This window comes from Lutimonas saemankumensis (assembly GCF_020171465.1).
Classification (GTDB): domain Bacteria; phylum Bacteroidota; class Bacteroidia; order Flavobacteriales; family Flavobacteriaceae; genus Lutimonas; species Lutimonas saemankumensis.
The window spans coordinates 855,778-875,052 of the sequence record NZ_JAIUZR010000003.1; the positions used below are offsets into that span (position 1 = coordinate 855,778).

The window sequence follows — 19,275 nt, forward strand, 5'->3', positions numbered from 1 at the left end:
GCTCCTACAAACTGTAAACATTGTCGTCAAAATTTTCATCCACCCTTGTTCCAAATGGATCAATTGAAATATACATTGGCTTATCTTTTACAATGATTTTAATCACAGTATCTTCTTTTTGAATGGTATTCGATTCAAAATACAGAATAGAGCTTTCATCTTTTACATATGAGGGATGAGTCGTAAATACGCCAACCTTAATGGGCTCATTGATAGTTATTTGACTAATTTTTCCTGTAGCGTTAGTTTCAAATCGCTTTGCTTTGATATTTAGCGAAACCTCATAAGTTCCATCCTCCAATTCTATATACGACCCTTCCTGGACTGACAAGTCATAGGTTATCACCTTTTTGAACCAGTCGTCAATTAAGTGATGAAATTGATCGGGAGTTACCTGATAAATCTCCTCTAGAAATTCAATCGAATTAACTTCTAATTTATTGATGTTTCTATGTTTATCAGTCAAAGATTTCAAAACATTATTTACCAGATCCTCACCGATCAGGTCTCGCAATCCCATCAAAACCGTGTAAGCTTTTCCATACGAAATATATGCCTGACCAAACACCTTATATACCGGAGGTTCTGTTTCACTTGCCATGGACCTTCCGAAAAAGTATTTACGCCTTGCATCTTTGCTAAGCTCGTATAAAGATCTTTTCCCAAACATCTTCTCCATCACAACAGCTTCGGTATATTTTGCAAACCCTTCAATAAACAGTGAGCCTCCCGCAACTGGTTTTGCCGATAAGGTATGGCCCCACCATTGGTGAGCAACTTCATGAATCGTTCTTTTTGCAACCAGATTAAACGTCTCCGGGTTACTTACGTTGGTTAAATACAATTTATCTTCAACCATACTAATCACACCCGGATGTGCAAACCCTCCAAATCCCCAATATGAAGGTACTTCGGCTACTCTAACATGATCAAAAGCATAATCTCCAAAATTTTCCTGACAATAATCTAATGTTTGTTTCACACTTGTCTCAACATCGGCTATATTATAATCATGGTTTTCATCATAGAACTGTTCGATTGAAATTCCTTTATAATCAATTTTTCTTGTGGCGTATCTGGCTGAAAAATAAGCAACCTCGGGTAAAATCTTGACATTAGTCTTGTAATGAAAGAAGTTTCTATTATTTTCAGACCATTGTTTTACCAATTTACCTGAACTAATGGCAGTTTGATCCGAAGAGGTGGAAATAATAGTTTCAAATCTTATTTTTTCATATTTATTGTCTTCTAATACGATATGTTCGTCTGAATTATCTTCTTCCTCTCTTTCAGGCAGGTTTCTTTTTTTACGTTCTGTTCTATCTGAAATCTCCATTCCTTTGGTATAGCCTAAAATGGGCTCAAAATTCCCTAAACGGTTTATATAAGTTCCGTTATTCACTATTGAATTGTCTTCTTCATAGCCCTTTACCTGCTTTTTTAATATATAAGTCATCCTCACAGAATCATTAACTTCCAGGGGCCTGTCATATTTAAACAAATAGGTTCCATGCACCGAATCATGATCAACCAATCGGGCATTTTGTATACTTACATTTTCCATGGCAACTCTTTCCGTTATAAACAGGTTTGTCAAAGGATGATCACTTTTATTCTTTAATATATAGTCAGCTCTGACTAAATACATCCTTTGCTCCGGATATATATCCACTTCTGTCTTTTTTGAAGTGGGATACAACCTTTCGATGCTTTCATATCTCTTGAACTTAAGCTCATATTCTTCTCTAAGCTGCAATTGATCACTTACATTTTCATAGCCCGATACGATATTCAAGTTATAATAAGTCAAGCTTCCGGCTCCCAGAAATAAGGCAATTAAGGTAACCATAGTAAACTTTTGAACTTTTGTCCATTCCATTGTAAGTTGCTTTAGCTTAAGGCGAAAACCAGATTCTACTCCCCTATTCCAGATCTTAAAAGATAAAACAGTCAATATCAAACCAAAAGCCATCCAATACAAGGCCAGGTGGTCAAACAGATTCGAAATACCATCAAATCCATCCATATTAGTGTATTCAATTCTAGGTAAAAATCCGAGACTTGTCAATGGGTGTTCCAATCGCAATACGTCGGATTTTATACTGAGGATCACAATGAAACCGAAAATTCCCATTCCCATAAATTTGTTCTTCGCCAAACTATGGATGAATAAGGCAATCATACTAAATATGGCCGGCTGCAGTCCATAGTGATAATATAAAGTGGAATAAAGGTCAATTTCATAGTTTGAATAACCCAGTACAAACTGGAATCCGATGCATATTACAATACCCGTAGAAATCAAAATTGCCGGTAGCATGAGCAAGGCCGCAAATTTTGACAAAAAGAACACCCAGTTCTTTACCGGTGTTGCGTCGACAATTGAATTGAAATTAAAATTGCGTTCTCTCCAGACAATGTCGGCACTGTAAAAGACAATTAAAATCAGGCTAAAAATAGTTAAAGCGTCAACGATCAAGCCCATTAACTGATTCGTAAATGGAAGTAAACTAACACCATACTCACCTCCTTTTACCGCAGTTGCGTAAAGTTCTACGAATACAATGAACAACCACATGATCAACACCGCGATAAAAGGCAAACTTTTAAAAACACTTTTTAATTCTAATTTCAGCAAAAAGAAAAATGCTGATTTCTGGGCCATCAAACCGTGAACCGTATCCAACGGCCTGTAGGATATCAATTGTTTGTTGCCTGTTTTTACCCTTTTTTCTTTTTTTACCCTTTTGGTTATTTTTCGAAAGGAAAATACCTTGTAGGTTATTGTTAAAATTACGACGGATACTAAAATCCAGACAAGCCTGTTCCATAAAAATAATCCGGAAAAGGATAATAACTGTGTATTCTTTTGATATGGGGTCCAGTATTGAGTCTGTTCAAAAAATGCCGCAATACCGAAAGGATCGGCTACCGCTGCAATGGCCATGCTCTCCGGTGATGCCGGAACTGACTGAGCCATTAGGGGTGAATTCAAAAAAATGGAGCTCACAAAATACAGCATATAAACAAATACGGCACTCACATAGGTAGCCGTACTATTGCCGGTTAAGGTACTGACTGAGAATACAATAGATGAACATATTAGAATATTTGGAAGAACAATATACAACCAGGGTTGCAAATAGGTCAGTAGTTCAAATTTTCCGAGACGCTCAGGATCCAGATCTGAAAAATGAATCCCCAACATATAACCCAGCAAAAAAGGTGAAAAAGCAAATACACTAAAAATAAATGTTCCTAAGAATCGACTCCAGAAATAATCAGACTTTTTTATTGCAGAGCTAAAAATTAAACCTTCCATATGGAATTGCCTGTCTCTTAGCATTGCGCTTATGGCAAAAAACATGATAATAAAAACGCTTCCCAAGGTAAAAAGGCTACTGTGAAAATACACCTGATACACAGCGTTAAAATTAATGCCCTTTGGAGCAAAACCCTGTCTTCCAACAAATATCCCCAAGGCCAAAAACAAAATTGCAAATAATGGAAATGCACGTTGCTTGAACTGGTAAAATACTTCGAATTTTAGTAACTTTTTAAACATGACTTATGAAGCTTTTTTTAAGGATTGGTTCAACAAGGTTGCAAAATAATAGTCTTCCAGATTCGGTGAAATCGTTTCAAATCCGTTTTCAGGTTTGTTCTCTGACAACACTCTGATTTGTGTTTCTCCGGAAACCAGTTTCGTCGAAATTACATTAAAGGCTTTTTTATAAATATCAATATCTGTTTTCGGAATAATTTTGGTCCAGATTTTACCTTCGATCTCTGCTACCAGGATTTTTGGATTTCCCTGGGAAATAATTTCGCCTTCTGAAAGTATAGCCATCTTAGGACATAAGTTTCTAACGTCTTCAACGATATGAGTGGAGAGTATAACAATGACATTCTCCCCTATTTCACTTAACAAGTTTAAAAAACGGTTGCTTTCTTCAGGGTCCAAACCGGCTGTAGGCTCATCTACGATTATAATTTGAGGGTTTCCCAATAGCGCCTGAGCAATACCAAAACGCTGTCGCATTCCACCTGAAAAAGTAGCCACAGATTTTTTTCTGTGTTGAAACAGGTTTACTTGTTGAAGTAAGGCTTTGACCTGCTCCTTACGATCTTTCTTATTCAGAATTCCTTTAAGAACGGCCAAATGATTCAATAACTTTTCCGCAGATATTTTTGGGTACACGCCAAATTCCTGAGGTAGGTATCCCAAGGTTTTTCTTATTTCTTCAGGTTTTTGAACCACATCTGAATTATTAAAGGAAATGGTTCCGGATGTAGGTTCCTGCAAGGAAGCAATGGTTCTCATCAAAGAGGATTTGCCTGCTCCGTTAGCTCCCAACAAACCGAACATTCCGTTGGTTATTTCCAGGTTGATCCCGTTTAGGGCCCTGACCCCGTTTGGATAGGTTTTTGTAAGATTTTTTATGGCTAAAGTATTCATGTTTTTCTTTTTTGTATTTGGGTTGGTTTAACTCTTATTTAAAACGTCTTTTAGTGTTCCATCTGCTTCCATTCGTCTTAATTAGTTTATTCCTGTACTCATTGTTTAAAAGGGTTCTCATAATTTTGATTTTTTAATTTGAGACAAACATAAACTGATCTTAAAGGGCCCAATAATTAATATGATATAAGGTATTTTTCTCGGGTCAGACTAGGTAAAAATTGGCATCAATCGTATTCGTCATGAAAACTGAGGTGTTCGTGCCAATTATCATAGTGTGTGTCAACTTGCTTGTCAAGACAATCAAACTTGATTACTTTTGGCTCATGATTAAATTTCTAAACAAATACAAAGGATTCTTTATAGGGCCGATTATTGTACTTCCCCTATTCTATTTGTTAGATCGTATTGGTTTAATAATTCTCCCTGAAGACAAGACCTATGAAATTGTTATTTATACACTGATTTGGGGACTTATTATTGCTTTACCTATTCATTACTACCAGTATTTAAAAACAAAAAAGAAGACGGTGATCCGAGTTATCAGTCTGATCATTTTGTTTGTTGTGACTTTAGTCATTGATTCGACCATGAATTTCCCGGATAATCCAATTACGTTTACCCTGTTAATGGCTTTTTGGTTGGGGATTGCTTATTTATTGGTTCCCGGGTTTATTAAGAAATACTGGAAATTAATTGTATTTTTTTACATTCCTCTGTTGGCTTATTTTCTTTATCTGAGATTGTTTTCCGGAGATTTGGAAGCCTATTTGATCATCAAAGAAGACTTCCCTTTCATATTATTCTTTCTACCTATCCCGATTTTGTTTTTGGTCTGGATCTTTGAGCAATGGAAATGGGTTCAGAACCTGAAAGCTGAAAAATCAAAAACTGAATTATCCTTATTAAAAACACAGATCAATCCTCATTTCTTCTTCAACACACTAAATAATTTATACGCTTTAACCGTTAAAAACTCCGATAAGGCACCCGAGGTAATCTTAAAATTGTCTGATATGATGCGTTATACCATTTATGAAGGAGAAAAAGAAACCGTAAAGCTTCAGGATGAGATCGATTATTTGAAAAATTATATAGAATTACATAAGATTCGTTACAAGAAGACGGTAAAAATAATCTTTAGCCATGATATAGACACCAGTATTCATATTGCACCTTTATTGTATATTATTCTTTTGGAAAATGCTTTTAAACACGGAGTGGAAACCCTGGCCGAAAATGCTTTTATCCAAATTGACTTGTTTGAAAAGGATAACTATATCTATTTCCAAATAGAGAATAATTTTGATCCAAACGAAAAGGCCGAAACAAACGGAATCGGTCTGGAGAACCTGAAAAAGAGGCTTTCGTTAATTTACGGTAAAGAACATGAGCTTATAACGGAAACCAAAAATAATTGCCACAAAACCACATTAAAAATTTCTACACATGCTTAAGTATATAATAATTGATGATGAACCTTTGGCACATGAAATTATAGAAGAATTCTGTGGTATGCTGCCACACGTACAATTGGAAAAGAACTGTTACAACGCCATGGAAGCCATGCAGTATTTGAATGAAAACAAAGTGGACTTTATGTTTTTGGATATCAATATGCCCAAATTACGAGGTCTGGATTTCTTAAAAACATTAACTAATCCGCCAAAAACCATTGTTACAACGGCTTATAAAGAACATGCCCTGGAGGGTTTTGAACTCAATGTTGTGGACTATATTTTAAAGCCTTTTAGTTTTGACAGACTGGTAAAGGCTGTTAACAAAGTTTCGGAATCTCAAACTACAAAAACCATTATCAAGGAGGTGGAAAGTTCAAGGGAACCATCGAAACGAATCTTTGTCAAAGGAGATAAAAAACACCATCAGATCGACTTGAACGATTTGTTATATATAGAAGCATTCGGAAATTACACTAAAATGTTTTTAAAAGAAGAAATGATTGTAACTCATGAAAAAATTTCTCACTACGATGAAATGTTAAGCGCTTCGGGGTTTTTAAGAGTTCATAAGTCTTTTATTGTGGCCATTGACAAAATAAAATTGATTGAGGGTAACAGGATCATTATAGACAAACACAAAATCCCTGTAGGTCAAACCTACAAAAGCAAAATTAATAGGCTTTATAATTCTTAAACCCGTCAGTCGTTAATAAAGATGATTATTCAAAAGCCATAAAATATAAGCAGCCAATTACTTCTTGATAATTTTTACTGTAGTATAGCTTTTTCCATTGTAGGCCTTTAAAAAATAAATTCCTCTGATCAGGCTATCAACGTTCACCATTTTCAGATCAGACTTTTGCTCTAATACCTTTTGGCCAAGTATGGAATAGATTTCAATTCTGGTTAATTCATTTATCCCAGAGGTTTCCAGGTAAATGATATTGGTTGCCGGGTTTGGGTATATTCTAATCGAACCATCAAGAAATTCTTTAGCGCTTAAAGTTGCAACCTGATCGACATCGTCAAAATAAAAAGTTGAGCTTGAAGAGCCGTCTCCGGTATTTCCAAAATCAAACATGAATACGATTCGGTCGTATAGTGTGGCCCCCAGATTTGAAAAATCCCAGCTCAAGGTTTCCCATTCTCCGGATTCTTTGGTAAGCACATCCAATTCTGCAAAACTCCCCGGATTGGTTTGCTGTTCAAGCTTCATCCTTACCGTGGTTCCAACCGGAGCTTCTGTCCACAATTTCAACGTCAGATACTTGGCAGAGGTAAAATCCAATCCTCCCTGTAAATTTAAGAAAGCTCCGGCCCAGATATCTCCCCCGTCTCTTACGATTTTTGCAAGATTGATACTATTATTATTCAAGTCCTGAGGTGCTGTTACGGGCTCAACTGTTGCGGTACCTCCGTTAAAATTGTTGAAATCAGAGGTGACCGGTGAGGTTTCAAAATCAAAGGGTAATCCAATTTCAACCGGGACGCATATTTCAGAATTATAGGTAAAGGTCATTTTGCCTAAATTAAATTCCCCATTCGTAACTGATAATCTTAAAATATGCACTCCTTTTGTCAGCTTGATACTGCTTACTTTACTGTTCCAGTTACCCCATCCTCCTGTGGTTGCCATCACAATATCCGGGCTTACTTTTTCACCATCTACCTCAAAGTAAAATGGCCCTCCACCACCATTATTCCCTGAAGCATAACGCAAATTAAGATCGTAACATCCTGTTGTTTGCACGTCAATGGTATATTCCAGCCACTCACCTGCCGTGATCCATCCCAGCGTCGCACCTTCATTTACATCCGTTGAGGCATCCACATATTCCACCGGTCTGAAACCTCCCTGATTGTCAGCGGAGGAATCAAAATATGTTATATTTTGGCCAATTCCACCTTCAAAAGTGTCATAGTGCCCTGCCTCTATTGTTCCGGGAACAGTATTTGGAGTTCCCAGATAAGGAACCTGGCTACCAACATGAATTGTAATCACATTGGTAACGTTAAAATCAGAACCAACATATACCTTGGCAAAGACGGAATAAATTCCTAAATCCAAATTCGAGAGGCCAAGTTCGTAAGGAGCGGAAAGGTCTTCACCCAAAAGGATGTCATCGTTGTAAAACTCAACTTTGGTTATTCCACTTCCTTCTGCAGAAACTTTGAGCTCAACACTTTCATTTTCATCTATTTGATACGAATCAGCGGTAATCACGCCAGATACGTTCAAGTCTCGATTGGTAGCCATGGAATTCGCTGGGACCTGTAACTTAAACCCATCTGAAAAGCTGACGGTTAGGTCCGAATCAGAATAATTGTGAGCGGCATAAGTCATTTGTCCATTCTCTTTAAAAGCAACTGCAACAGGATAATTTGCTGTAACAGAAGGATCAACTGTTCCTAGGGCCTTCATGGCATGCAGCCAATGATACGTTTGTGCATCTGATATTCCAAATTTTAAATTCCGTTCAGGATAGGATTCATACAGATCCAGCGCTGATTGAGGATCAATTAAGGAGAGATATTTCCAGTAGGTATCGTGCCATAAATTAGGATTCTCTTCATTTTGTAAAATACCGGTGTTCGCCGTGATCTCTGTCCACAGGCTGTTTGCATAATCCTGGTTATGTCCCAAATACAAGGAACCCCCATGAATTGGATACATCTCTATTCCATATGAAGCCGCTATATCTGCTGTCCAGAAAGTACCGTTATCATAGGAATTTCCCCATACCCTGGACACTAAACTATATTGCTGTGTTGGCCCGAAATTTCGTTTATACATGTCGAACCAGTATTCCTCAATAGCTGTTTGCTCAGTCGTATAGATATAGATTCCCAAATCTCTTATAGCGTCATCTTCGGTAATGGTTCCCCAATGAATCAGAGAGGAGGCGAATTGCATGCTTTCCGAAGTAGATTCCTGATCGTTTCCCTGTGGAAAGGTTGCAAATCCATTGGCCCAGCTGTGTCCGGCGTAGGGGCTAAAATTTCTTAAAAATGGAAACATGGCGTCATTCCGATTATCTGAAGCAGCGTCCCGAATCAACAAACGAATCATATCTCCCCATTTTTCAGCCCATCCAGGTTCAAACTGTTCCATAAATGCCGCGGCATGAATAAAATAGCCCCAGTGAAAATGGTGATCATTAATGTTATTATCCTGGCCGTGTCCAGCCGGATAACCCAGCATGGAAGACCAGTTATCATTGTAGTAAAATAAAAATGCCACCTCCCCGGATTGATACGTTAACCAATCTTCCAAACGTTCTTTGATGGTAGCGATCATATTATCTCTGGCTTGCGTATTACCAATTTGATCTGCTATTCTTGCGGTCTGAATTAATCGATTCATAACCTGACCCTCATTATACGAATCCGTCCATGTTGCAAGAGCATCGTTTTCAATTTGTGAAATTTTCGAATTCAGGTCAGCAGGACTGTAATCAGAGCTGAAATGAACTAAATTAGGTAGTGTAGGCAGAATTCCCTTAAAGGTGTTTTCCACTGTAAAACTGTTTCCATTCAAGGTTTTCAATGCTCCCCTTACTGTTTCATAATTGTATTCTTCAGGGGTTGCAGAAGCTGCTGACAGATTATCCCATTGATGGGGCAACAATCCAAGCAAAACCTTTGATTCTGATCCTTCTTTGACATCAGTAGCCACATTAAAAGTTGTTATTAGTTTTGAACTCGACTCATCGTAATTCCATTCCGCAGTTGTATTTACAGGAAAAACATAGGCATACTTTTTATATTCCTGGGCAACCGTGTTTGTGTTGACAGTACTTTGTGGAAGCATGGCCATCGACCAGTAATTTTTACCATTTAAGGCTGAGGTATACGTTGAGCCCGACAAAGACCAGGAACTTCCCGAAGGGGCGTAAAACACAAAATCTGCACCATGGGAGGCATCTTTAATTATGAGCATTTCGCCTTCAACCGATGCAATTCCTGAATTCACTTTGATTTCAACTACATCATCAATTTCTTTTTCGAAATAAATAAAAGGCATTCCTATACCCGAAGTTGCCATTAATTCATGGGCATTGTCTTTCCAGTTCATGGTGACCGTCCAGTCGGAATAATCAGAAACTGTCGCTTTTGAAGCGCTTAATCCTGAAAGTCTTACTTCTATCGGTGCGGAATCCCCAATGGGTCCCCAGGGAATATAGGTTACAATGAGACCCTGATTGGTTGTTTTCAAGGTCATGGGGTAATTGAATAAATTATCGGCATGGTTTTCCTTGATCAGCGTTGACCACCAATCGTTTGTCGGAACCGGTTTTCCTGCCGCATTTCCACTTAATTGAGGAGATCCCGAGGGAAACCCATTTCTTCCTGCGGCATCGGTCCCGGGAAATGAATCTGAATAACTTCCGCCCCCTACATTGACCTGAGCAGTAAGGAATATTGTGTTGGATAAAAAAAAGAAAAGTATGACTTTTAAAAGGGTAATTTTGTGCATTCGGATTTTATTTGGATCGGGACCGAAGTTAGTCTTTAGCCTGAGGCTGAGCAAAAATAACACCTATACAAAAACTATACAGAATTGATTTACGCCAGAAAAATATACCTGGTAATCAAGCATTTGAAATTTAGCACCTAAATATTCCCATTCAGATCGATTTTTTAAAATAAGATTTGAGAATTTCAGCATAACCCTTAGTTTAGCCTTCATGAGTTCAGATCTTAAAAATGCGAATTTACTTTTTCAGGGATATGTCAATACCGGCCTGTTGTGGAATCATGATTCTGTCTTTGGACTCAGGCAATTTGGCCCCAAAACCAATCTGAATTCAATAAATTCGGAATTTCTTTCTACTAATCTGCGATTGGGAAAACTCGTAGAACGATTTGTGATCCATACGCTGCAGCAAAACGAAAACATAGAAATTTTTAAGGAAAATATTCAGGTAAAGAAGGGTAAAGTGACCATCGGTGAGCTGGACTGCCTGCTCAAACAGAATGAAACTCCCATTCATTTAGAAGTTATTTACAAATTTTATTTGTACGACCCTCATTATGGTAAATCTGAACTTGATCATTGGATTGGCCCTAACAGAAATGACTCTCTCATTCAAAAATTGAATAAACTCAGGGACAAACAACTGCCGTTACTTTTTAAACCTGATGCGCTGCCTGTTTTAAATAAACTTGGAATCGATAGAAAGAAACTTGAGCAAAGGGTCCATTTTAAGGCTCAGTTATTCCTTCCCTTAGATTTGAGTTCGGATCAAATTGAAATTTTGAATAAGTCATGTTTGTCTGGAAATTATATTCCTTTTGCCGATATTGATCATTTTAAGAACTGTGAGTTTTATATTCCTTCCAAGCTGGGCTGGCTCATGGAGATTCAAAATGACGTGGAATGGCTCTCTTTTCCAGAATTCCGGAAAGATGTAAGTCGGTTTATGGTTCAAAAACGTTCTCCACTGTGCTGGGTCAAATATCCCGATGGAAAAATGCAAAAACTCTTTGTGGTTTGGTGGAACTGAAAATTAAACCTTTAAAACAGCGCTACCCACTTTGTGGCCCCCGTCAACATGTTTGTAAGCCTCTACAATTTCTGATAATTCAAAAGTTTGTCCGATTACTGGTTTTATATGATCCTGTTCAATAAGTTCTGCCACCGCTTTTAAGTCTTCTTTTTTGAATAATACCACCCCGGCAACTACTTTTTTGGCACCTGAAAAGGACGTAGATAAGACCTGGCCATATTCCTTTATTCCGGCTGCTGCCAAAAGCAAAACCCCCTTACTATTCAAGGAATCCCTGCATTTTGAGAAATCAAGTTTACCAACTGTATCATAGATGATATCATAGGTGTCACCATTTTTGGTAAAATCGGTGGTCTTGTAATCTATAACATGGTCAGCACCAACAGATTTAACCAGACCAACATTTGATGTACTACAGACCCCGGTTACTTCCGCGCCAAAATATTTTGCCAATTGAACCGCGTATATTCCCAAGGCACCTGAAGCACCATTGATTAGAATCTTTTGACCTTTCTTTACCTTTCCAAAATCTCTCAGGTATTTTAAAGAAGTCATAGCACCAAAAGGAATCGAAGCTGCCTCATCATGTGATAGCTTTTCAGGTTTATGAAGTATTGCTGCTTTCTCTTTGATCACGAGATATTCTGCATGACATCCGAAATCTTCTTTGGATCCAAAAACTGCATCGCCTTTGCTGAACCCGCTTACTTTGTCTCCCACCTGTTCGATTATTCCCGAAAACACTACCCCTAAAACAGGTTTTTTCGGGCCCTTAAACCCAAACATAAGTTTTGTAATAAATTTAAATCCAAACGGGACGTTCAACCCTCTGATTCTGGCATCCCCGGAGGTTACAGGAGCTGCAATAACCTTGACAAGGATTTCATTTTCTTTCGGTACCGGCTTATCGATCTCCTGAATCATGGCAACTTCAGGGGGCCCATATTTTTTTGTAATAACTGCTTTCATACTCCTATGACGTCATGCCCTTGTTTTTGTTACAACCAATGGTCCCTGTATTTTCATTTAAATTAGTAAATTACTCCGCCAAACCGATAGGATCCCATTTATGAACAACGAACCTAAAACCATTAAAAAATTTGGAACCTTTGGCGGGGTTTTTACGCCTACTCTGCTCACAATTCTTGGAGTCATCATGTATCTGCGTCTCGGGTGGGTTGTAGGTAATGCGGGGCTTCTTGGGGCCTGGCTGATCATAATTATCTCATTTCTAATTACATTGTGTACGGCCTTGTCCATGTCTGCAATTACAACAAATATTCGTATCGGTGCCGGGGGCGCTTATGCCATTGTGTCCCAGGCCCTGGGCCTTGAAGTTGGGGGAAGCCTGGGAATTCCTCGATATATTTCACAGGGATTGGCCGTTACCATGTACATTTTTGGTTTTAGAGAAGGTTGGCTTGGTATATTTCCGGAGCACAATGCTTTTTTAGTAGATATTATTGTCTTTGTCATTTTGTATACCATTGCCTATATCAGTGCGAATCTGGCCATAAAGACTCAATATTTCATTATGGCTGTTATCGTTTTATCTCTTGTTTCAATAACCATAGCGGCTTATGAAGGGTCTATGACCATTCCAACCAGCGACGCTTTAAGCTGGGGATCCTTTAAGGGATCTATGGAGAATAATTTCAGCGGCAGCAATTTCTGGATTGTTTTTGCGGTTTTTTTCCCCGCGGCAACCGGTATCATGGCAGGAGCCAATATGTCCGGGGAACTGGAAAAGCCCAAACGAAGTATACCGCGAGGTACGCTGTGGGCCATAGGAGTCAGTTTTGTGATCTATATGCTTCTTGCTTTTTGGATCTCAAGAAGTGCCACTGAAGAAGAACTTTTAACCGATTATTATATTATGGTAGACAAGGCCTTTTTTGGCCCATTGGTTATCGCAGGTATCCTGGGAGCCACTTTTTCATCAGCACTGGCTTCCATAGTAGGCTCCTCGAGGATTCTTTTTGCCATGGGTGAACACAGGGTCCTTCCCTACTCCGGATTTCTGAGTGGCCAGAGTAAGAACGGACAACCCAGAAACGCCATGATCATAACCGGCCTTCTTATATTTCTAACCCTTTTATTAAGGAATATCAATGCTGTGGCACCTTTGGTGACACTTTTCTTTTTGATCACCTATGCCATGATCAATATTGTGGTAATTATTGAACAGAACCTGGGCCTGATCAGTTACCGGCCAATATTCAAAATACACAACTGGGTTCCATGGTTTGGGCTGTTTTCTTCTGTCTTTGCCATGTTTATTATTAATCCATCCATCAGTTTGATCTCGATCGTTATTGTATTGATGGTATACTGGTATTTATCCAGACAAAATTTAGAGACTCCTTTTGAGGATGTTCGTTCGGGACTTTTTGTTTCTTTTGCTGAATGGGCGGCTAAACATACCTGGGGTATGAAAAAAATGCAACAACGTGCATGGAAGGCTAATCTGATTGTACCTGTCAGGGATGTCAACGGTTTAAAGGGAAATTTTGAATTCCTGCGAAATATTGCCAAACCAAGGGGCTCGATCAAATTATTGGGAATAGAACCATTTTCAGCCTCGAGTTCCCTGGCTTCAGAACTCGAAGCAATTTCAGCAGCGTTTCGAGAAAAGGAAGTGTTTTCATCTTCATCAGTCATTCATACCGAAGAGTTTGCCAAAGGAATCAATAACAGTAATCAGGCGCTTCAAGGAGCCTTCTTCAGGCCCAACATTGTGTTTCTAAACCTGCAGGATCATGATAATTATGAAACTGAGTTAAGACCCGTTATGAAAGAATCCATACGTTTAGAAATTGGCGTACTGCTTTATTTAGCACATCCCGCTGCTTTGTTAGGACAGCGCAATATAATTAATGTATGGGTGAGTGATAGAAGAGGTCAATGGAACTTAGGATGGGATATTGGAAATCTGGATCTTTCCATACTGGTGGCATATAAACTCAAAATGAACTGGGGAGCACGTATCAGGCTCATTACTGTGGTAAATAATCCTGATGAAGAACAAAATGCCAAAGATTTCCTGAAGACGCTGACCAGTCTAGCCCGATTGCCTCAAACGTTGACTGAGGTCTTTATTGGAGATTTTTATACAGTTATCAAAAATGCTCCAAATGCCGATCTCAACATATTTGGAATGGATGAAGATCTCAAGTTTAACTTTGTCAAGGAAATGTCAAATAAAACGAAAAGCTCTTGCTTGTTTGTAAGAGATTCGGGACATGAAAGTATCCTGGCCTAATATCATTCTGCCGGTTTCGATTTATTTGTTGAACCAATAGACCAGTTTTAAGGTAAGGGAATGGGTTGATTCAGAATAGGGTGGCATCAAATCATTGTAAGTATAAACAATAAACAGATCCGATGCAGGCTGATAGCGCCATTGGAAACGAGAATTTAAATTGAAATTTTTAGATTGTTCGTTGTATTGAAAAAGTGTTGCAAAAAACAATTTATTGGTAAACGTAATATCTGCCTTTGCCCCGACGAGCCAAAAATCAGTGGTGTTCCACGGTGCCGGCATTTGAATATTGTTATAGCTGATTACGGAACTCAAACTCACATAAGGCTGAAACCTGTATCCTAACTCATTATTAAAGCTTAACCAGGAACCGTCTTCATAATAACCTCCCACCCTTCCTCCAATGGTATAAGTAAACATACTTTGAGGTTTTGAGGAATAATTTAACCTCAGTGCATTCCAATGGTGTTGTGAGCCCGCAGGAAGTTCTGGCTTTCCCGTCCCTGTTGGGTCAAAAGGTTCCAGTAGTTCTACATATTCATCAATAAAGGTAGCTCTAAATGAACTTCTGTTTCTAAAGTTGAGAAAATATTGAAGCAGGTTGAGATAGTCTGTATTATTCATATTCTCGTCAAAGTAATAAATACTCGTCCATTTTGGTCCGTGACTTAGAATTGGCGTGTTTTTTTTCGGATAAAATAAGTAACCCAAAAAAGGATTAAATTTGAAGTAGCCTTTTCGAGGCACAAATCCCACTTCGGCCCGAAAATCATCAGCTACATATTCTTGTTTAAATCCAAAATTCCAGTTTTGGCTTTTGTATTCAATATTGGCTGCCTGTGTAAAACCGTTGCCGTCATCATCCGGAGAGAAGGACTTAAAAACAAATGCCTTACCTGTCCATAAATTATTGTAGGAGGCCAGGTTATATTCAAATCCTATATTTCTATTATACTTGGGATATAATTCATAGTACTCATCAGATTCATCGGGATAATTGAAGGATTCTTTATTAACAAAAAGAAAACCTATGCTGGATTGGCTAAAAACTTTTCGTTGCAGTGAGACCGTTGCGAAATTCTGACTTGGTAAACCGATGGTCTCATCATTGGCCGTTTGCATGTCCATGGCTCCGATTCGCCAGTTTTCGTCCAAATTTCCACTTAATCTTGCTCCCGCTATTATCGGCACATCCAGACCAATTCTTCTTGAAAAAAACGGCCTTATATTAGCATATCCAAAGTTTGCGAATAAATCGGCATTCTCCAGAAAGAACTGTCTCTTCTCCGGATAAAACAACTCAAATCGATCCAGATTTACAATTTGGTTATCAACTTCTACCTGTGAAAAATCGGGGTTTAGAGTCAGGTCAAGATTCAAAGATGATGTAACGGCAAATTTAACGTCCCCTCCTACTTTGGTCTCATAGTCTATATTATTCTCGTCAAGGCTGCTTACATTGGCACTTCCCAAAACATAGGGTATCAAAGAAAAGTTGATTTTTGGTGCCGGTGGTGGTTCATCCCATACAAGAACTCCTGAATAGGCCAGAGATGCCGTGGGAAATTGTCGTGGAATTGGAGTCCAGCTCGATTTCTCACTCGATTTCAGATCTAGCCTGCTAAAATTTATGCCCCATTCCGTTACGCCTTTTTTATACCGAATTGATTTAAATGGAACGGCCATCTCAAAGACCCATTGGCGTTCATTGCGCGTTACTTTTGAAATCCATTTGCTGTCCCAGTTCAGGTCTACTCTGCCCCCATTATTCATGGTTCCGTCCCATTGTGCCCCTGCCGCATTGGCCCCAAAGGAAAATCCGGTGGTCTGATTGTTGAAGGGATCCATAAAGATCAGGAAATTATCATTTTTCCCGAATTGAAAATCACGTCTGAGCGATTCTACATAATAAGGCCCGGGAGGTGTATTATAAAAGACCGCTATTAAATAAAGATGATTTTCATCATAGGCCATTCGCACTTCAGACTGCTGGGTAGCGCGACCGGTATCTGCCGGTAAAACCATGAAAAAATCTTTGGCAACATCAGTTTCCTTCCATGCTTCTTCATCCATAACTCCGTCAATGGTTATCTCTGAAGTCGCCTTTTTTATATGTAAACGATAGTTAGCATTCTTTTTTTGTGCCTGCAATGAGATCGAAAGGAGGCACAATAACAATAAAATGCTTCTCCCGGATAAAAATATTTTAAAACACGAAGAAAAATACATGAATCATCTTATAGATTTCGCCCTAAATATAGACATGTTCACAGTAGATATTTATGACATATGTAAGTTTTTAAAAAAAGATTCTTGTATTGTATAATACTCAGTTTTCTGAGCTACCTCCTATTCCAGGTAAACCGGATCAAGGTCTTGAGTAACCTTTTTGACAAGCCTACCCACAGTAAGTCCCTGTACCAAAATCGAGAATACCACAACAATATAGGTCATAACTAAAAAAAGATCCCGGTTCATATCTTGAGTGAGTCCGAGCGCCAGAGCTATCGATATGCCTCCTCGAAGCCCTCCCCAGGTCATGATCAGATTGGTTCTTGGTACAAAGTTCAATTTCTTTTCAAAGAATTTAACCGGAAGGATAAGTGAAAGATACCTGCAGACGAGTACTACAGGAACTGCTATCAAACCGGCTACAAGGTAACTGGTTTCAAATGACAGCACCAACATCTCCATTCCGATTAAAACAAACAATATGGTATTCAATAAGATATCGATCAGCTCCCAGAATTTATCTACGTAATTTTCGGTTATTTTTGACATAGCAGAATTTCTTACGGTATCATTACCCACGATCAGACCTGCCGTAACCATCGCTAATGGTGCCGAAAAATGTAATTTATGTGCAATTAAAGTTCCAGCCATTACTGTGGCCAAGGTTATAATGACTTCAATATCGTAATCGTCTATGGATTTCATAAGTCTGAATGTGATCCACCCCAGTAAAAATCCTAACAGAACGCCACCGATTACCTCCTGGCTGAACAATTTTATCACATCCATGGCTTCAACATGATCACCTCCCAACTGAGCAATTTTAAAAATGGTCAAGAATACAACTACACCGACTCCATCATTGAACAAAGATTCCCCCACGATTTTAGTCTCCAGTTTTTTAGGTGCGCCGGCCTGTTTCAAAATACTTAAAACCGCAATTGGATCGGTTGGAGAAATCAAGGCCCCAAAAAGCAGGCAATAAACCAGTTTCACCTCCATACCCAAAACAGGCAACAGACAGTAAATGGCAAAACCAACTAAAAATGTTGAAAACAAAACTCCCAGTGTTGAAAACACAAGTACCGGCCATTTCTGAACCTTAAGCTGATTGAAATTTGTATGGAGTGCACCGGCAAAAAGAAGAAAACTCAACATAATGTCAAGCAATACCTCCTTAAAATCAATATGAGTGATTATGTATTTTTCAGCATCAAGCAAGGTAGAATTGAAATAACTGATTCCAAAAACACCAATGGTAAAAAGAATCGTTATCAGCATTAAACCAATGGCATTGGGTAATTTTAAGAATCTAACATTAATATAACCGAAAATAGCAGAAATGGTTACCAGCACCGATATGATGAAAAAATAATCCATGAAATAAATTTGATTGAATTTGCAAGATATGGAAAAGGATTCATTAAAAATGTTTCTTATTTTAGAGACCTGTTAGAAAAACATTACTATCCTTAAACTTTATAAAATGAATCAGAATCAACTTAGGTTATTTGCAGTTTTAATTTTCGCTCTCTTCACGATCAGTTCTTTTGCCCAGGATAAATATGGTGGCCTGGCTTTGTATACCGTTAGAAATGACATGGGTGCCAATGCAAAAGAAACCCTGAAAAAAGTGGCTGATATAGGATATAAGAATATCGAAGCGGCGGGATACCGCGATGGTAAATATTACAATATGTCTCCAATTGAATTTAAACAATATGTTGAAAAGCTTGGTCTTGTTCCCGTTAGCACACATCAGTCAGCTGTAACACTCGAAAATGCGGATACCATGTTTGCAGACGCCAAAGCTGCAGGATTTGAATATTTTGTTGTTCCCATTCCGCCTATGGGTTTGTTTCAGAAGGATCCTGAAACTCAATCCATGGGTATGAAAGGAGGTGCCGAAAACCTGTCAAAAATCCTGGCTGAGCTGGGTAAAAAATGCCATAAGGCAGGGCTTAAACTGTTGTACCACAATCATGATTTTGAATTTATGAAGGACAAAGACGGGGTAGTGACCATTGATTACTTACTTGAAAACAGTGACCCAAAATATGTCAATTTTCAAATGGATCTGTATTGGGTAACCAAAGCGGGTGCAGATCCATTAGCTTATTTTGAAAAATATCCTGGCAGATTCAAATTATGGCATGTAAAGGATATGGATGAACAGGGAAGATTTGCTCCGGTTGGTAAGGGCACCATTGATTTCAGCAGAATATTGAAGGAAAAAGACCTTTCAGGAATGCAATATTATTTTGTAGAACAAGACAGGACCTTTAAAATGAAACCCATTGAGGCGATACAGACAAGCCATATTGCACTAAAAGAAATTGGATTTAAGTAAAT

Annotated in this window: 11 protein-coding genes; 5 read left to right on the forward strand and 6 right to left on the reverse strand. The window is 38.5% G+C overall.

The genetic code is table 11. The features are described 5' to 3' along the window. Nucleotides 1-4: 4 nt before the first annotated feature. Both LCM02_RS05310 and LCM02_RS05315 read right to left on the reverse strand, forming a co-directional pair. Nucleotides 5-3,565, reverse strand: a complete 3,561-nt coding sequence (locus LCM02_RS05310; RefSeq protein ID WP_224927288.1) for an ABC transporter permease/M1 family aminopeptidase — start codon at nt 3,563-3,565, stop codon at nt 5-7. A gap of 3 nt (nt 3,566-3,568) precedes the next feature. Then, nucleotides 3,569-4,459, reverse strand: a complete 891-nt coding sequence (locus tag LCM02_RS05315; protein WP_224927289.1) for an ABC transporter ATP-binding protein — start codon at nt 4,457-4,459, stop codon at nt 3,569-3,571. Nucleotides 4,460-4,785: 326 nt separating this feature from the next. Between LCM02_RS05315 and LCM02_RS05320 the strand changes: the two genes are divergently transcribed. After that, nucleotides 4,786-5,916 carry a sensor histidine kinase gene (locus tag LCM02_RS05320; RefSeq protein ID WP_224927290.1) on the forward strand — a complete coding sequence of 377 codons (1,131 nt, stop codon included), beginning with the start codon at nt 4,786-4,788 and terminating at the stop codon, nt 5,914-5,916. Then, nucleotides 5,909-6,613, forward strand: a complete 705-nt coding sequence (locus tag LCM02_RS05325) for a LytR/AlgR family response regulator transcription factor (protein WP_224927291.1) — start codon at nt 5,909-5,911, stop codon at nt 6,611-6,613. Before LCM02_RS05320 ends, LCM02_RS05325 begins: the two co-directional genes overlap by 8 nt. A gap of 57 nt (nt 6,614-6,670) precedes the next feature. Here LCM02_RS05325 and LCM02_RS05330 read toward each other — a convergent pair whose 3' ends face one another. Further along, nucleotides 6,671-10,396: a glycosyl hydrolase gene (locus LCM02_RS05330; protein WP_224927292.1), complete on the reverse strand. Its 3,726-nt coding sequence runs from the start codon at nt 10,394-10,396 to the stop codon at nt 6,671-6,673. Between the two features lie 211 nt (nt 10,397-10,607). Here LCM02_RS05330 and LCM02_RS05335 point away from each other — a divergent pair, with 211 nt between their 5' ends. Further along, nucleotides 10,608-11,426 carry a DUF1853 family protein gene (locus LCM02_RS05335; RefSeq protein WP_224927293.1) on the forward strand — a complete coding sequence of 273 codons (819 nt, stop codon included), beginning with the start codon at nt 10,608-10,610 and terminating at the stop codon, nt 11,424-11,426. 3 nt (nt 11,427-11,429) lie between these two features. On the opposite strand, the gene LCM02_RS05340 is transcribed toward LCM02_RS05335, so the two are convergent. Next, entirely contained in the window at nt 11,430-12,398 is a 969-nt protein-coding gene (locus tag LCM02_RS05340) for an NAD(P)-dependent alcohol dehydrogenase (RefSeq protein ID WP_224927294.1), read from the reverse strand. 100 nt (nt 12,399-12,498) lie between these two features. Between LCM02_RS05340 and LCM02_RS05345 the strand changes: the two genes are divergently transcribed. Then, nucleotides 12,499-14,691: an amino acid permease gene (locus tag LCM02_RS05345; protein ID WP_224927295.1), complete on the forward strand. Its 2,193-nt coding sequence runs from the start codon at nt 12,499-12,501 to the stop codon at nt 14,689-14,691. Nucleotides 14,692-14,712: 21 nt separating this feature from the next. On the opposite strand, the gene LCM02_RS05350 is transcribed toward LCM02_RS05345, so the two are convergent. Further along, nucleotides 14,713-16,842, reverse strand: a complete 2,130-nt coding sequence (locus LCM02_RS05350) for a carbohydrate binding family 9 domain-containing protein (RefSeq protein ID WP_224927296.1) — start codon at nt 16,840-16,842, stop codon at nt 14,713-14,715. 198 nt (nt 16,843-17,040) lie between these two features. Then, entirely contained in the window at nt 17,041-18,303 is a 1,263-nt protein-coding gene (locus LCM02_RS05355) for a cation:proton antiporter (RefSeq protein WP_224927297.1), read from the reverse strand. 106 nt (nt 18,304-18,409) lie between these two features. On the opposite strand from LCM02_RS05355, the gene LCM02_RS05360 reads away from it, so the two are divergent. Next, nucleotides 18,410-19,273: a sugar phosphate isomerase/epimerase family protein gene (locus LCM02_RS05360; protein ID WP_224927298.1), complete on the forward strand. Its 864-nt coding sequence runs from the start codon at nt 18,410-18,412 to the stop codon at nt 19,271-19,273. Nucleotides 19,274-19,275 lie beyond the last annotated feature (2 nt).

Bases quoted from the DNA above. Each gene is read 5' to 3' on its own strand.
- LCM02_RS05310 (WP_224927288.1), bottom strand. From the start codon at position 3,565: ATGTTTAAAAAGTTACTAAAATTCGAAGTATTTTACCAGTTCAAGCAA.
- LCM02_RS05315 (WP_224927289.1), bottom strand. From the start codon at position 4,459: ATGAATACTTTAGCCATAAAAAATCTTACAAAAACCTATCCAAACGGG.
- LCM02_RS05320 (WP_224927290.1), top strand. From the start codon at position 4,786: ATGATTAAATTTCTAAACAAATACAAAGGATTCTTTATAGGGCCGATT.
- LCM02_RS05325 (WP_224927291.1), top strand. From the start codon at position 5,909: ATGCTTAAGTATATAATAATTGATGATGAACCTTTGGCACATGAAATT.
- LCM02_RS05330 (WP_224927292.1), bottom strand. From the start codon at position 10,396: ATGCACAAAATTACCCTTTTAAAAGTCATACTTTTCTTTTTTTTATCC.
- LCM02_RS05335 (WP_224927293.1), top strand. From the start codon at position 10,608: ATGAGTTCAGATCTTAAAAATGCGAATTTACTTTTTCAGGGATATGTC.
- LCM02_RS05340 (WP_224927294.1), bottom strand. From the start codon at position 12,398: ATGAAAGCAGTTATTACAAAAAAATATGGGCCCCCTGAAGTTGCCATG.
- LCM02_RS05345 (WP_224927295.1), top strand. From the start codon at position 12,499: ATGAACAACGAACCTAAAACCATTAAAAAATTTGGAACCTTTGGCGGG.
- LCM02_RS05355 (WP_224927297.1), bottom strand. From the start codon at position 18,303: ATGGATTATTTTTTCATCATATCGGTGCTGGTAACCATTTCTGCTATT.
- LCM02_RS05360 (WP_224927298.1), top strand. From the start codon at position 18,410: ATGAATCAGAATCAACTTAGGTTATTTGCAGTTTTAATTTTCGCTCTC.